The following is a 13,998-nucleotide window of genomic DNA, read 5'->3' as shown; positions in this document are numbered from 1 at the left end:
TATTGTCCTCAATACAACATATCAGGAGACAACCATGTCGGGACGACTTCGGATCGCCGCGGGCTGCGCGCTGCTGGCTGCGCTGGCCATGCCCCTTACCCCCGCCCTCGCGCAGGGCGACGCCATCAGGCTGGTCGTGGGCGCGCCCCCGGGCGGCACCACCGACACCGTCGCCCGCAGCATCGCCCAGCACATGGCGGTGGACTTGAAGCGGCCGGTGGTGGTGGAAAACAAGCCCGGCGCGGGCGGCAACATTGCCGCCGACTACGTCGCCAAGAGCAATCCCGACGGCAACACGCTGCTGGTCACCTTCACCAGTTTTTCCATCAACGCCACGCTGTACCGCAACCTGCCGTTCGATCCCGTGGCGGATTTCACGCCCATCAGCATGCTGGCCAACGTGCCCAGCGTCCTGGTCGTACGCAAGGACTTCCCGGCCCGCACCATGCCGGAGTTCGTGTCGCTGGTGAAGGCCAGCCCCGGCAAGCACACTATGGCGCTGGGCGCCATCGGGTCCTCGCTGCACATGGCCGGCGAGCGCATGAAGATGATGGCGGGCCTGGATATCCTGAACGTGCCGTACAAGGGCACGGCGCCCGCCATCACCGACCTGCTGGGCGGCCAGGTGGACATGATGTTCGCCAGTTCGCTCAATGCCCTGCCGCACATCAAGAGCGGCGCGCTGCGGGCGCTGGGCGTGAGCAGCCCGCAGGCGCTGCCCCAGTTCCCCGGCGTGCCGCCGATCGGCGACACGATCAAGGGCTTTGAATCGAATGCGTGGTTCGCGCTCTTCGGGCCGGCCAAGCTGCCGGCCGATAAACTGGCGACGCTCAATGCCGCGGCGCGCAAGGCGGTCGACACCCCCGCATTTCGCCAGCTTCTCGAACGCGAGGCCGCCAGCGCGGTGAGCAGCAGTCCGGAAGAACTGGACGCTTTCGTGCGGCAGGACATCGAACGCTATGCCGAGATCGTCAAATTCACCGGCGCGACGGCCGACTGACCTTGCTTCCAGGAGCCCCCAAGCCGTGTCCGACAGCCCATTGCCGCTTTATCACAAGGTCTATCTGCTGCTCAAGCAACGGCTGGAGGCCGGCGGGTTCGCCCCGGACAGGGCCATGCCGGGCGAGAACGCGCTGGCGGCCGAATACGGCGTGTCGCGCCTGACGATCAGACGCTCGCTGGATGCGCTGGCGGCCGACGGGCTGATCGAGCGCCGCCAGGGGCGCGGCACGTTCGCCGCCCAGCCCGCGCAGTTTCCCGCCGCGCAGCATGGCGCGGGAATCGACGCCCTCATGGCGCATCTGGCCCGCATGGGGATGCACACCCAGGTGCGGCTGCTGGAACTGGAGACCACGCCCGCCACGCCGCAGGTGGCGGCGCGGCTGGAGCTGGCGGTGGGCGCCCCCGTCCAGCGCGCCGTGCGGGTGCGCAGCCACGAAGGGCAGCCGTTTTCCTGCCTGACCACGTTCGTGCCGGACGACATCGGGCGGCGCATCCGCCGCGAGGATCTCGGTTCCAAGCCGCTGCTGGCCATCTTCCGCGATCTGGGCGTGCACGTGGCGCGCGCCGAGCAATCGATGTCGGCCGTGCTGGCCGAGCCCGGCGTGGCCGAGCTGCTGGACGTGCCGGTGGGATCGGCCCTGCTCAGTCTGCATCGCGTGGTGCGCGATGAATCCGGGCGGCCGGTCGAATGGCTGCACGCCCGCTACCGCCCCGACCGCTACGAATACCGCATGGACATGCAGGCGCACGACATGCCCGGCCAGCCCACCTGGCTGCCCGCGGCGTCCCCGGCGCCCGAGGGCGAGAAGTGAGCTGGAGCGCCTAGCGCAGCAGACTGACGGTGGCCAGGCCCGCCGCCGTCAGCGCCAGCGAGCCGGCCAGGCTGAAGCCGGCATACCCCACGGCGCTGGCGTAGGCGCCGCGTTCCAGCATCGCCACGGTTTCCGCCGAGAAGGTGGAGAACGTGGTCAGTCCGCCCATGAACCCCGTGATCGCCCCCAGCCGCACCCAGGCGGGCCATTCGGGATGACCGGCCACCAGGGCCAGCGCCACCCCGATCAGATAGCCGCCCACCAGATTCACCGCCAGCGTGCCCCAGGGCCAGGAGCCGACATTGAGCCAAAGGCCGAGCAGCCAGCGGGACCAGGCGCCCAGCATCGCGCCCAGGCCCACGGCCAGGAAATTCAGGGGTACCAGCGTTTGATAGGCAGACATGGACATCAGGTGGCGCCGTGTTGTTTGAGACGCAGGGAAAAGACCAGCAGGAGTATGCCGAAAAAAACGGCGTAGATGCCAATCACCCACACCAGCGCCAGCGCCCCGGCGCCGGGCTGCATGATGAGCATGGCGCCAAAGGCGACCGACACCAGGCCCGCCAGGCCAAGCAGCCATTCGTTGCGGATGGCCTTGCGAAAGCGCACGGCGGCGATGATCTGGAACACGCCCGCCACCACGGCCCAGACGGCGATGATGTAGAGCAGGATCAGCGCGGTGAGCCCGGGCCACAGGAAGGTGACGATCCCCGCCGCCACGCCCAGCAGGCCCACGACGATCAGCGCCCAAAGCGGCTTGCCGTTGTCGCGGATGCGAAACCCCGCGATCAGCGCCAGCACGCCATCCACCAGCGCAAACGCGCCCCACACCAGCACCAGCGCCGACAAGGTGATGGCCGGCATGAACATGGCCATGAAACCGAACAGGATGGCGACGACGCCGCGAAGCGCCACCCATCCCCAATGACGACCGATCTGATCCACCACTTGCTGTTGCAGCATGACGACCTCCGGTGTTTGCAAAGGGTGGCCTATCTTAGCCCCGGAAAGGATGCCGGCGCACGCCGCATGCGCCGCGGCGCCGCGCCAGGCCGTCGTTCTCGCCCGAAATCGATTGAAATTTCCGCGCGCGCGGCAGCCCGGCTTTTTTAAGAGTAATTCTCATTAAATGCTAGAATCCGCCGCTTCCCGACCGATATCCCATGGACACCCAATCCGTTCCTCGCCGCCGCGCCTACTGGCTCAAGACACTGCATCAGTGGCACTGGATCAGCTCTGCGCTCTGTCTGTTGGGGATGCTGCTGTTCGCCGTGACGGGGCTCACCCTGAACAATGCCTCGCTCATCGAATCGAAGGCGGTGGTGACCAGCCGCCAGGCCCGTCTGCCTGACGCCATCCTGAACCAGCTTGCCGCGGCGCCCGCGCAAAAACAGGCGCCGCTGCCCGCGCCCGTGGCCGAGTGGCTGGACGAGGCGCTGGACGCTTCCACCGCTGGAAGATCCGCCGAGTGGTCGCCCGACGAGGTCTACCTTTCCCTGCCCCGCGCGGGCGGCGACGCCTGGCTGTCCATCGACCGCGCCAGCGGCGACGTGGAATACGAACGCACCGACCGCGGCTGGATTTCCTACCTGAACGACCTGCACAAGGGCCGCAACACGGGCCTGGCCTGGCGCTGGTTCCTGGACGTGTTCGCCGTCGCCTGTCTGGTGTTTTCGCTGACCGGACTGGTGCTGCTCAAGATGCACGCCGGCAACCGCAGCGCGACCTGGCCCATGGTGGGGCTGGGCCTGGTGATTCCGCTGGTGCTGGCCCTGCTGTTCATCCATTGATTCCATCGATACGCCCTGGAGATTTCCATGCGCAAGCTGCTGTTGCCGGCCCTCTTGGCCGGCCTGATCGCCCGGACGGCCCATGCGGCCGACATCGGCCTGTCCATCGAGGTGCCGCGCCTGGACGTGGCCGAATACCACCGCCCCTACGTGGCGATCTGGATCGAGAACCCCGACCAGAGCGTCGCCACCGATCTGGCCGTCTGGTATGACGTGGCCAAGAAGAACAACGAAGGCACCGAATGGCTCAAGGACATGCGCCAATGGTGGCGCCGCAGCGGACGCAACCAGCAATTCCCGGTGGACGGCGTCAGCGGCGCGACCAAGCCCGTGGGCAAGCACGCGCTGTCCTTTGACGCGGCCAGCAAGCCGCTGTCACAGCTCAAGCCCGGGCAGTATGCCCTGGTGGTGGAAGCGGCGCGCGAAGTCGGCGGCCGCGAGCTGCTGCGCATCCCCTTCCAGTGGCCGCCGCAAAAGGCCGAGCACTTGACGGCGCGCGGCGAACACGAACTGGGCGCGGTCGCGCTCGACCTCAAACCCTGATCACGTCCTTCAGTCCTTCAGTCATTCAGTCCTTTAGGAACGCAACGATGAAATCCGCCGCCAAACTGGCCGCCGCCCTCGCGCTGAGCCTGCCCTTTGCCGCCCATGCGCATGACGTCTGGATGGTGCCGTCCTCGACGGTGCTGTCGGGCGCCGATAGCTGGATCACCGTGGATGCCGCCGTCGGCAACGACAAGTTCTACTTCAACCACGCCCCGCTGCGCCTGGACGGCCTGACCGTGACCGCGCCGGACGGCTCCGCCGCCGAGGCCGAGAACGTCAACCGCGGCAAGCTGCGCAGCACGTTCGACCTGCAGCTCAAGCAGAGCGGCACCTACCGCGTGGCCGTGGTCAACGACGGCGTGTTCGCCCGCTGGAAGGAAGACGGCAAGAACAAGCGCTACTTCGGCAAGGCCGAAGGCCTGGCGCAGGCCGTGCCCGCCAAGGCGGACGAACTGGAAATCTCGCAGAGCCTGGGCCGCGTCGAGACCTTCGTGACGGCCGGCAAGCCATCGGCCGTCAAGCCCGTGAGCCGCGGCCTGGAGCTGGCGCCCGTGACGCACCCGAACGACCTGTTCACCGACGAAGCCGCCACGTTCCAGATGCTGCTGGACGGCAAGCCCGCCGCGGACCTGGAGGTGAACGTCGTGCCCGGCGGCAGCCGCTATCGCGACAAGGTCGGCGAGATCGCGCTCAAGACCGACCAGGACGGCAAGTTCTCGGTGAAGTGGCCGCAGCCCGGCCTGTACTGGATCGAGGCCGGCATGGAAGACGCCAAGGTCAGCGTGCCGCAGGCCAAGAAACGCCGCCTGTCGTACGCCGGCACCGTGGAAGTGCTGCAACCCTGAACCGCAGGCGCACGCGTGGCCACATCCCCTTCCTACGCTCCGCGCGGCGCGGCCGCCCCGGCCGTGCGCGTCGGCTATGGCGCCATGCCTGCGCGCCCGGCCGCGCAGGCCGCCGCGCTGGCCGGCGCAACCATGGGCACGACCTGGTCCGCGCGCATGGCCTTGCCGGCCGGCGTCGCCGAAGCGACGGCGCGGCTGGCCATCCAGACCGCGGTCGACGAGGTGGTCACGCAGATGAGCACCTGGGAAGCGGACTCGGACATCACGCGCTACAACCGCGCCGGGCCCGGCTGGCAAGCGCTTCCGGACGGTTTCTTCCATGTGCTGCGCCACGCGCTGCGGCTGGCCGAGGACTGCGGCGGCGCCTACGATCCCACGGTGGGTCCGCTGGTCAACGCCTGGGGCTTCGGGCCGCACCAGCGCGCGCATGAACCGCCCTCCGCCGCCGCCATCCAGGCCGCCCGCGACCGCTGCGGCTGGCGGCGCGTGCGGCTGGACGAAGACCGCCAGGCCGCCTACCAGGCCGGCGGCACTTACCTGGACCTGTCCTCCATCGCCAAGGGCTACGGCGTGGACCGCGCCGCGATGGCCCTCGATGCGCTGGGCATCACGGACTACCTCGTCGAAGTGGGCGGCGAACTGCGCGCCCGCGGCAGGCGCCCGGACGGGCAGCCCTGGCGCGTGGCCATAGAGGTACCCGACGCCAGCGACGCCCACGCCCTGGCCCTGCCGCTGGCCGACTGCAGCATCGCCACGTCGGGCGACTACCGGCGCCATGCCGGCGACGGCGATGCGCGCTACGCCCACACGATCGATCCGCGCACCGGCCACCCCGTGCGCAATGCCCTGGCGTCGGTCACGGTGCTGCATCCGGTCTGCATGCAGGCCGACGCGCTGGCCACCGCGCTGACGGTGCTGGGCGAGGCCGAGGGGCTGGCCTATGCCCGCCGCCATGCGCTCGCCGCGCTGTTCATCGTGCGCGAGCGCGACGCCTGGCGCGTGGTCGCCACCCCGCCGTTCGAAACCCTGGCGCTCGCGCGCTGACCCCTTATGTCCCAACCCCGATTGATCGCGGCGGCGTGCGTGGTGCTGACCTGGGCGCTGCTGTGCCTGTGGGCCTGGCGCCGCGCGCGGCTGCAGCAGGCGCAGCATGCCCTCGCGCAGCAGGCCCTGGACGCGCCCGCCCCCGACGACGCGCTGCTGGTGGCCTACGCCAGCCAGACCGGCTACGCCGAAGCCCTGGCCGCGCAGACCGCGCAATCCCTGCGGGCCGGCGGCCTGACGGTGCGCGTCGCCGCGCTGGACCAGATCGACGCCGCGCGCCTCGCCGACTACCGGCGCATGCTGTTCGTCGTCAGCACCTACGGCGAAGGCGATCCGCCGGATGCGGCGGCGGCCTTTGCCGGGCAGATGCAGCAGATCCCCGCCGGCACCTTGCTGGCGCGCGCGCAGTACGCGGTGCTGGCGCTGGGCGACAGCGAATACGCGCACTTCTGCGGTTTCGGCCGTCATCTGGACCACTGGCTGCACGCGCAAGGCGCGGCGCCGCTCTTCGATCTGGTCGAGGTCGACAACGGCGACCCGGCCGCGCTGCGCCATTGGCAGCACCACCTGGGCCTGTTGGCCGGCCGCAGCGACCTGCCCGACTGGGAGGCGCCGGTCTACGAATCCTGGCGGCTGGCGGACAGGACCCTGCTGAATCCCGGCAGCCAGGGCGGCCCCTGCCTCCTGATCACACTGACGCCGCCTGCCGAAGGCTCGCGCCCGTGGCAGGCCGGCGACATCGCCGAGATCGGCCCCCGGCGTGAACGCGGCGGCGCCTTGCAGGCGCATCGCGAATACTCCATCGCCTCGCTGCCCGAAGATGGCGGCATCCAGCTCCTGGTGCGCCAGATGCGCGGCCCGGACGGCGCGCTGGGCCTGGGCAGCGGCTGGCTCACGCACATCGCGCAGCCCGGCGACGAGATCGCGCTGCGCGTGCGCGCCAACCGCAATTTCCACGCGCCCGCGGACGACCGCCCGATGATTCTGGTCGGCAACGGCACCGGCCTTGCCGGCCTGCGCGCCCTGATCAAGGCGCGCCGCGCCGCCGGCCATCGCCGCAACTGGCTGATCTTTGGCGAACGCAATGCCGCCTGCGACGCGTTCTGCGGGGAGGACATCGCGCAGTGGCGGCAAGACGGCACGCTGGAGCGCGTGGACACCGTCTTTTCGCGCGACCAGGCCGAGCGCCGCTACGTCCAGGATTGCCTGCGCGAACAGGCGCACGCCGTGCGTGCCTGGGTGGACGCGGGCGCCGCCGTGTATGTGTGCGGCAGCCTGCAAGGCATGGCGGGCGGCGTGGACGAAGCCCTGCAGGACATCCTGGGCGCCCAGCGTCTGCAGGACCTGCAGCAAGCCGGCCGCTATCGGCGCGACGTGTACTGAAAGAACATGCCCGCGACGCGGCGCACGGGCGCGCCGGCGCGGGCAGGCGGATCGATCCGGCCGGATCAATGCCGCATGGCGGCGGCCGCGGGGATCACTGCAGCTTGATCTGCGCCTTCTCGATCACCGCCTTCCATCGGTCGCGCTCGGTGCGGATCTGCTCGCCGAACTGCGCCGGCGTGTTGCCCAGCGGGAAAGCGCCCGTCTCTTCCATCTTGGCCGCGGTGGCCGGATCGCGCACGGCGCGCGCGAAGGCGTCCGCCAGCTTGTCTCGCACATCGGCCGGCATGTCGGCCGGACCCACCACGCCGTACCAGGCCGTCACGTCGTAATCCTTGTAGCCCTGTTCAGCGAAGGTCGGCACGTCCGGCAGGCGCGGATTGCGCGCCGTGCCGGTGATCGCCAGCGCCTTCAGGTGGTTGCTCCTGACGTAGGGCAGCGACGACGGGAAGTTGTCGAAAATCACCGGCACCACGCCGCCCACCGTATCGGTCAGCGCGGGCGCCGAGCCGCGATACGAAATGCTGTTCATCTTGCCGCCGATGATCTGCAGAAACCAGATCATGCCCAGGTCGTTCACGCCGCCCGCGCCAGCGTTCGCGTACCCGTCCTTGCCGGGATTGGCGCGCACGTAGGTCACGAACTCGGCCAGCGTCTTGGCCGGAAAGCCCGGGTTCACGCTGAGAATGTTGGGGCTGGTCACCAGGTTGCTGATGGGCGTGAAATCCTTGACCGGGTCGTAGGCCAGGTTGGGGAACAGGTGCGGGGCCGTGCCGTGCGTGCTGACGGTGGCCAGGCCCACGGTGTAGCCGTCCGGCTTGGCGCGGGCGGTGGCCGTCATGCCGATCGTGCCCGAAGCGCCCGTGCGGTTCTCCACCACGATCTGCTGGCCCAGGATCTCGCCCGCCTTGGCGGCGGCCACACGGCCGACGATGTCGGTGGGACCGCCCGCCGGGAACGGCACGATCAGGGTGATGGGCCGGTCGGGAAAGGCGGCGTGGGCGGCCGGCAGCGCGGCGGCCAGCGCCAGGGCGGCGAAAGTCTTGCGGAACATGATGGGGGATCTCCTGGAAATTGCTGTTGTTATCGAAGGGGTGGCGCCGCGTCCCCGACGCGGCGAAGAATCCTGCCGGGTCGCGGCATGTCCGCGGCGGCCGGGAATACGGGCGTGCCATTGACCAGCACGTGTTCCACGCCGGCCGAAGCCAGCGTCGGCGCTTCCCAGGTGGCGCGGTCCACGACCGTGTCGGCATCGAACACCACGATGTCGGCCCACGCGCCCACGCTGATCTGGCCGCGGTCCGCCAGTCCGAAGACGCGCGCGGGCAAGGCCGTCATCTTGGCCACCGCCGCCTCCAGGGTCACGAGCCGGGCTTCGCGCACATAGCGGCCCAGCACCCGCGTGAAGCTGCCCCACAGCCGGGGGTGCGGATGCGCGTCGTTGGGCAGCCCGTCCGAGCCCACCATGCAGCACTCGTGCTGGAAGATGCGGCGCACTTCGTTCTCGTCCATGGCGAAGTAGATGGCGCCCGCCGGGCACAGCCGCTCGGCCGCCGTGGTCTTGTCGCAGCCCCAGCGGGCCGCGATGTCGCTCAGGTACTCGCCATTGCACTCGGGATGCGGCGTGGACCATGTGATGCGGATGTCGTCGATCGTCTCGGCGCGTTCCGGGATCAGGATGGTGGAGCTGCCCGGATAGGGATAGATGTCCAGCGCCACGTCCACGCCTTCGGCGCGGGCGCGGTCGACGTTGGCCAGCGTGGCGGCGCTCTTGCCCCAGTTGCGCGGCATCATGCATTTGTGATGCGACAGCACGGTGGCACAGCCGGTGGCGCGGCCGATGGCCAGCACCTCGTCGACGGCCGCCTCGACGTCGTCGCCTTCGTTGCGGATATGGCTGGTGTGCATCGCGCCGCGCGCCGCCGCCACGCGGGCCAGGCCCTCCAGTTCCGGCGGTTGCGCCACCCCTCCCGGCTGATAGGCAAGTCCTGTGCTGAAGCCCACGGCGCCCGCGTCCAGCGCGTCGGCCAGCATCTGCTGCATGGCCGCTTGTTCATCCGGCGTGGGCTGCGCCGCCGGATCGCGCATCGCGGCAAGGCGCAGGTTCGCGTGGCCCACCAGCGCGGCTACGTTGATGACCGGCTGACGCTCGCGCAGCTCGGCGAAATAATGCGTCATGCTGGCAAAGAGCGGCGTCTCGCCCAATAGCGCCAACGCGGCGGCGGTGTTGCCCGCCAGCGGCGCGGGCGCGCCGCTGACGCCGCAATTGCCCACGACGACCGAGGTGATGCCCTGGCTGGTCTTCCAAGCCAGATCCGGCTTTTCCACGAACATCAGATCGTCGTGGCCGTGCACGTCAATGAAGCCGGGCGCCACGATCTTGCCGGCCGCGTTCACGCGCCTGACCGCGGCCACGGCTGACAGGTCGCCGATGGCCGCGATGCGTTCGCCCGCCACGCCCACGTCGGCGCGCCGCCGCGGGCCGCCCAGCCCGTCGATGAGCCAGCCGCCTTCGATGATCAGATCCAAAGTCCCCTGCATGGTGTTCCTGCCTTGATGAAGGCCCTAGTATCGTCCGCGGGATCAATCTGGAAAAATTGTTTTTATTGATCCATCTATCGCGTTTTGAAATGCATCGCCTGCCCAAGCACGTCACCTTGAAGCACCTGACCGCCTTTGTCGCGGTGGCCCAGGAGTCCAGCTTCACGCATGCCGCCAAGCGCCTGTTCCAGACGCAATCGTCGGTCACCAGTCTGGTGCGCCAGCTTGAAGACGGGCTGGGCACCCAGCTCTTTGCCCGCACCAGCCGGCGCGTGCTGCTGACGCCGGCCGGCGAGGAATTCCTGCCGCGCGTCATGCGGCTGCTGGCGGACTTTGACGGCGTGATCGAGGACGTGGTGCGCTTTGGCGCGCTGGAGCGCGGCCGCGTGGGCGTGGCGGCGGCGCCGTCGGCCATCACGCAGCTCATCGCGCCGGCTGCCGCTGTGTTCGCAGCGCACTATCCGGCGGTGCGGCTTTATCTCAGCGACGACAACTCCGGCCGCATCCAACGCAAGGTGGCTGCGCGCGAGGTCGATTTCGGCCTGACCAGCCGCTGGGCCGACGCCCCCGGCCTGCACTTCGACGCCCTGCTGGAAGACCGCTTCGGTGTGCTCTACCGGCAGGACGACGCCACCCTGCGCCCAGGACGTGACGGCGCCATGCGCTGGTCCGACCTGACCGGCCGCAAGCTGGTGGGCGTGGTGGATGAAACGGGCATCATGGCGCTGCTGCGCGCCCGCGCCGATCTGCCGATCGAGGCGGCAACGCCCTTCTATGAAGCGTCGAGCACGACGTCGCAAGCGGCGCTGGTCAAGGCCGGCATGGGCGTGGCCGTGCTGCCGGCGCTGGCCGCGCAACGTGTGATGGAGCCGGGCCTGGCCTACGCGCTGCTGGCGCGGCCCACGGTGGTGCGCACGCTATGCATCATTCGCAACAAGGAATATCCGTTGAGCCCGGCCGCGCAGGCATTGATCGCATCCATCCACGACTACCTGCGCACGGCCCAACTGCCCGCAGGCTGCCGCCGCCTGCCCGCTGCGCGGCAGAAGCACTAGGCGTGCGGGCGTCACCACCGAGCTGATCGGTGTCGCGCGAACAGGCACTTCGGCGACAGGGTCAGAAGGTCAGGTTCTTGAATTCGCGCGTGGCGGCGGTCAGCGCCTGCTCGGTCGGCAGGCGCTCCATGGAGCTGGCGCCGTAGAAGCCATGGCAATGCCTGCACGCGCGCAGCACGTGGGCGGCATCGGCCGGCGTGGCGATCGGGCCGCCATGACACAGCACGATGATGTCCGGGCGCACCGCCAGCGCCGCCTCGGCGATGCGGTCGATCGCGCGCACGCAGTCGTCCAGGGTCAGGGCCGTCTCCGCGCCGATGGAGCCGCCGGTGGTCAGCCCCATGTGCGCGACGATGAGGTCCGCGCCGGCCTGCGCCATGGCCACGGCGTCGTCCTCATTGAAGACGTACGGCGTCGTCAGCATGTCCTTCTGGTGCGCCAGCCGGATCATGTCGACTTCCAGCGCGTAGCCCATGCCCGTCTCTTCCAGATTGGCGCGGAAATTGCCGTCGATGAGCCCCACTGTGGGAAAGTTCTGCACCCCGGCAAAGCCCTGCCGCTTCAGGTCGTCCAGGAACACGTCGAAGTCGCAGAAGGGGTCGGTGCCGTTCACGCCGGCCAGCACCGGCGTCTTCTTGACCACCGGCAGGACTTCGCGGCCCATGTCCACGACGATCTCGTTCGCATTGCCGTAGGCCAGCAGGCCCGCCAGCGAACCGCGGCCTGCCATGCGGTAGCGGCCCGAGTTGTAGATCACGATGAGGTCGATGCCGCCCGCTTCCTCGCACTTGGCCGACAGCCCGGTGCCCGCGCCCCCGCCCACAATGGGCGTGCGGGCGCGCACCATGGCGCGGAACGTGTCCAGCAGTTCGTGACGGTCAAAACGCGGCATGGCGGCAATCCTCAATGTGCGGCAATTTCAAGAAAGTGGTCGACCGCCGTCCTGGCGAACAGGGGGTCGTTGATATGGCAGGGCACGCGGATCAGCCGGCGGTCGGCCGTCTGGCGCAGATTGGCCTCCAGCGCGGCGAACAGCGCGGCGTCGGCCTCTGGGTCCCAGAACGCCTGGCCTGGCGCATCCAGCGCGGACACGCCGCCCTCGGGGATCAAAAAGCGCACCGGCCCGTCGCAGCGGTTCAACCGGTCGGCGATCCATTCGCCCTGGCGGGCGTTTTCCTCGATGGTCGTGCGCATCAGCGTGACCTGGGGGTTGTGGGGATAGAACCGCCGGCCGCGGTAGCGCTCGGGCACGGTGTCCATCGCGCCGAAGTTCACCATGTCCAGCGCGCCGCACGACCCGACGTAGGGCGCGCCGGTGCGCGCCACCGCGCCGAAGCGGTCGTCGGTGCAGGCCAGCACGCCGCCGAACAGGAAGTCGCAGACTTCGGTGGTGGTCAGGTCCAGCACGCCGGCCAGCAGGCGGCTGTCCAGCAGCTTTTCCATGGACTGGCCGCCCGTGCCCGTGGCGTGAAAGACCAGGCAGTCAAAGCGCGATTCCAGCAGCGGCGCAACCTGCTGCACGCAGGCGGTGGTGACGCCGAACATGGTGACGCCCACCGCGGGCCGGTCATCGTGGTCGGCAGCGGCCTGGGCCTGCCGGAACGCGCCGCCGATCGCGCCGGCCGCATTGGCCAGGACGCGGCGCGAAATGCGGTTCAGCCCCGCCACGTCGGTCACGGAGTACATCATGGCGATGTCCGACGGGCCCACATAAGGGGCGACGTTGCCCGAGGCCATGGTGGACACCATCACCTTTGGCGTGCCGATGGGCAGCGCCCGCATGGCGGGCGTGATAAGCGCGGTGCCGCCCGAGCCGCCCAGGCCCAGCAAGGCGCCGATTTCCGGGTTCTTGGCCGTGTAGCGCTCGAACGCCAGGGCCATCGCCGCGATGGCGGTGCCGCGGTCGCCGGTGAAGACCGCGCCGGCGCCCTCGGGGTGGCTCCGGGCCACCTCCTGCGCCGACACCTGCGCCGCGCTGGGCGCGGCCGAGGTCGACACGTCCACCGACACCACGTCCAGCCCCTCGCGCCGAAGCAGGTCCACCACGTACTCGGCCTCTTGGCCCTTGGTGTCGTAGGTTGCGGCGACAAACACCCGCTGCCTGGTATGCGTCATGACTCCTCCGCGGGCGGCTACACTGCGTGCGCGCCTCGATATGTGGGGCCAAAGGCCCGTAGAATCTACAGAAATGAGACGAAAGAATCATACTGAGACGCCTGTCTCACGTCAAACCCGCACGCCTGCAGAAAAGGCGCCCGCCCCGGCCGCCGGCACACGGCTGATCGCCCCCGCCAGCCCGCAGGCGGCCGCCAGCGGCGAACCGCCGCACGGGCCGCGCGCCCGCATGCGCAAGACGCTGCTCGACGCCGCCCATCGATTGATGGCGCAGGGCGTCACGCCCTCGGTCGCGGAACTGGCCGAACACGCGCAGGTGTCGCGGGCCACGGCGTACCGCTACTTTCCCAGCCAGAGCGCGCTGATCGCCGCCGTGGTCGACGAAAGCCTGGGCCCCATCCTGGCGTGGGACTCCGATGCGCCCGACGCCGCCGCGCGCGTCGATGAACTGCTGCGCTTTGCCTATCCCCGACTGGAAGCCCACGAGGCCCCGCTGCGCGCCGCCATCCTGGTTTCCTTGCAGCAGCACGCGCAGGCCAGCGCCGGCAAGGGCGGCGCCGAACCCAGGCTGGTGCGCGGCCACCGCGTCGACATCCTGAAGCGCGCCATCGCGCCACTGGCCGCCGACCTCACGCCGGCGCAACAGGACCGTGTGGCGCAGGCGCTGTCGCTGGTCTACGGCACCGAAGTGTTCCTGGTGCTCAAGGACATCTGGAAGCTCGATCTGCCCGAGGTCACCGACGTGGTGCGCTGGACCGCCAACGCCATCATCAAGCAGGCCCTGGCCGAGGCCGCGCCGAAAAAGAAATAGTTGCCCGGCGCGCTGCGCTGTCATTCCCCCGTCATTGCCCGTCTGCATAGTTGC

Annotated in this window: 15 protein-coding genes; 9 read left to right on the top strand and 6 right to left on the bottom strand. The window is 69.5% G+C overall.

Annotated features, from left to right (window positions below; all coding sequences use genetic code 11):
- Nucleotides 1-34: 34 nt before the first annotated feature.
- The gene (locus BXA00_RS20665; RefSeq protein ID WP_076520295.1) at nt 35-1,000 is read left to right on the top strand and encodes a tripartite tricarboxylate transporter substrate binding protein; all 966 of its coding nucleotides are present in this window, start codon (nt 35-37) and stop codon (nt 998-1,000) included.
- A gap of 25 nt (nt 1,001-1,025) precedes the next feature.
- Nucleotides 1,026-1,814, top strand: a complete 789-nt coding sequence (locus BXA00_RS20660; protein WP_076520294.1) for a GntR family transcriptional regulator — start codon at nt 1,026-1,028, stop codon at nt 1,812-1,814.
- 10 nt (nt 1,815-1,824) lie between these two features.
- On the opposite strand, the gene crcB is transcribed toward BXA00_RS20660, so the two are convergent.
- Nucleotides 1,825-2,217 (bottom strand): fluoride efflux transporter CrcB, encoded by a 393-nt coding sequence (gene crcB, locus BXA00_RS20655; protein WP_076522037.1) that lies wholly within the window; start codon nt 2,215-2,217, stop codon nt 1,825-1,827.
- Nucleotides 2,218-2,222: 5 nt separating this feature from the next.
- Complete coding sequence (locus BXA00_RS20650; RefSeq protein WP_076520293.1) at nt 2,223-2,777, bottom strand: HdeD family acid-resistance protein; 555 nt, start codon at nt 2,775-2,777, stop codon at nt 2,223-2,225.
- A gap of 200 nt (nt 2,778-2,977) precedes the next feature.
- On the opposite strand from BXA00_RS20650, the gene BXA00_RS20645 reads away from it, so the two are divergent.
- Genes BXA00_RS20645 through BXA00_RS20625 form a run of 5 tightly spaced genes read left to right on the top strand, consistent with a single transcriptional unit; the run spans nt 2,978 to nt 7,422 of the window.
- Entirely contained in the window at nt 2,978-3,604 is a 627-nt protein-coding gene (locus tag BXA00_RS20645; RefSeq protein WP_076520292.1) for a PepSY-associated TM helix domain-containing protein, read from the top strand.
- A gap of 27 nt (nt 3,605-3,631) precedes the next feature.
- Entirely contained in the window at nt 3,632-4,147 is a 516-nt protein-coding gene (locus BXA00_RS20640) for a DUF2271 domain-containing protein (protein WP_076520291.1), read from the top strand.
- A 47-nt stretch (nt 4,148-4,194) separates the two neighbouring features.
- Nucleotides 4,195-4,995: a DUF4198 domain-containing protein gene (locus BXA00_RS20635; protein ID WP_076520290.1), complete on the top strand. Its 801-nt coding sequence runs from the start codon at nt 4,195-4,197 to the stop codon at nt 4,993-4,995.
- 15 nt (nt 4,996-5,010) lie between these two features.
- On the top strand, nt 5,011-6,039 hold the full coding sequence (locus tag BXA00_RS20630) for an FAD:protein FMN transferase (RefSeq protein WP_083714295.1): 1,029 nt from the start codon (nt 5,011-5,013) through the stop codon (nt 6,037-6,039).
- A 6-nt stretch (nt 6,040-6,045) separates the two neighbouring features.
- Entirely contained in the window at nt 6,046-7,422 is a 1,377-nt protein-coding gene (locus BXA00_RS20625) for a sulfite reductase subunit alpha (protein ID WP_076520289.1), read from the top strand.
- Between the two features lie 94 nt (nt 7,423-7,516).
- Here BXA00_RS20625 and BXA00_RS20620 read toward each other — a convergent pair whose 3' ends face one another.
- Nucleotides 7,517-8,476, bottom strand: coding sequence for a tripartite tricarboxylate transporter substrate binding protein BugE (locus BXA00_RS20620; RefSeq protein WP_076520288.1), 960 nt, complete (start codon nt 8,474-8,476; stop codon nt 7,517-7,519).
- A 29-nt stretch (nt 8,477-8,505) separates the two neighbouring features.
- On the bottom strand, nt 8,506-9,963 hold the full coding sequence (locus tag BXA00_RS20615; RefSeq protein ID WP_076520287.1) for an amidohydrolase family protein: 1,458 nt from the start codon (nt 9,961-9,963) through the stop codon (nt 8,506-8,508).
- Nucleotides 9,964-10,052: 89 nt separating this feature from the next.
- Between BXA00_RS20615 and BXA00_RS20610 the strand changes: the two genes are divergently transcribed.
- A complete protein-coding gene (locus BXA00_RS20610) occupies nt 10,053-11,018 on the top strand; it encodes a LysR family transcriptional regulator (RefSeq protein ID WP_076522035.1) in 966 nt (321 codons plus the stop codon).
- Between the two features lie 61 nt (nt 11,019-11,079).
- Here BXA00_RS20610 and BXA00_RS20605 read toward each other — a convergent pair whose 3' ends face one another.
- Nucleotides 11,080-11,910, bottom strand: a complete 831-nt coding sequence (locus tag BXA00_RS20605; protein WP_076520286.1) for a phosphoenolpyruvate hydrolase family protein — start codon at nt 11,908-11,910, stop codon at nt 11,080-11,082.
- A gap of 11 nt (nt 11,911-11,921) precedes the next feature.
- Nucleotides 11,922-13,133, bottom strand: a complete 1,212-nt coding sequence (locus BXA00_RS20600; protein ID WP_076520285.1) for a Tm-1-like ATP-binding domain-containing protein — start codon at nt 13,131-13,133, stop codon at nt 11,922-11,924.
- A gap of 163 nt (nt 13,134-13,296) precedes the next feature.
- Here BXA00_RS20600 and BXA00_RS20595 point away from each other — a divergent pair, with 163 nt between their 5' ends.
- Complete coding sequence (locus BXA00_RS20595) at nt 13,297-13,944, top strand: TetR/AcrR family transcriptional regulator (protein ID WP_076522034.1); 648 nt, start codon at nt 13,297-13,299, stop codon at nt 13,942-13,944.
- Nucleotides 13,945-13,998: the final 54 nt, after the last annotated feature.

The sequence above is a fragment of the Achromobacter sp. MFA1 R4 genome (assembly GCF_900156745.1).
Lineage (GTDB): Bacteria > Pseudomonadota > Gammaproteobacteria > Burkholderiales > Burkholderiaceae_B > Achromobacter.
This window is presented reverse-complemented; position numbering and strand designations above follow the sequence as displayed.

Bases quoted from the DNA above. Each gene is read 5' to 3' on its own strand.
- BXA00_RS20650 (WP_076520293.1), bottom strand. From the start codon at position 2,777: ATGCTGCAACAGCAAGTGGTGGATCAGATCGGTCGTCATTGGGGATGG.
- BXA00_RS20635 (WP_076520290.1), top strand. From the start codon at position 4,195: ATGAAATCCGCCGCCAAACTGGCCGCCGCCCTCGCGCTGAGCCTGCCC.
- BXA00_RS20610 (WP_076522035.1), top strand. From the start codon at position 10,053: ATGCATCGCCTGCCCAAGCACGTCACCTTGAAGCACCTGACCGCCTTT.
- BXA00_RS20640 (WP_076520291.1), top strand. From the start codon at position 3,632: ATGCGCAAGCTGCTGTTGCCGGCCCTCTTGGCCGGCCTGATCGCCCGG.
- BXA00_RS20645 (WP_076520292.1), top strand. From the start codon at position 2,978: ATGGACACCCAATCCGTTCCTCGCCGCCGCGCCTACTGGCTCAAGACA.
- BXA00_RS20605 (WP_076520286.1), bottom strand. From the start codon at position 11,910: ATGCCGCGTTTTGACCGTCACGAACTGCTGGACACGTTCCGCGCCATG.
- BXA00_RS20665 (WP_076520295.1), top strand. From the start codon at position 35: ATGTCGGGACGACTTCGGATCGCCGCGGGCTGCGCGCTGCTGGCTGCG.
- BXA00_RS20620 (WP_076520288.1), bottom strand. From the start codon at position 8,476: ATGTTCCGCAAGACTTTCGCCGCCCTGGCGCTGGCCGCCGCGCTGCCG.
- crcB (WP_076522037.1), bottom strand. From the start codon at position 2,217: ATGTCTGCCTATCAAACGCTGGTACCCCTGAATTTCCTGGCCGTGGGC.
- BXA00_RS20615 (WP_076520287.1), bottom strand. From the start codon at position 9,963: ATGCAGGGGACTTTGGATCTGATCATCGAAGGCGGCTGGCTCATCGAC.
- BXA00_RS20600 (WP_076520285.1), bottom strand. From the start codon at position 13,133: ATGACGCATACCAGGCAGCGGGTGTTTGTCGCCGCAACCTACGACACC.
- BXA00_RS20625 (WP_076520289.1), top strand. From the start codon at position 6,046: ATGTCCCAACCCCGATTGATCGCGGCGGCGTGCGTGGTGCTGACCTGG.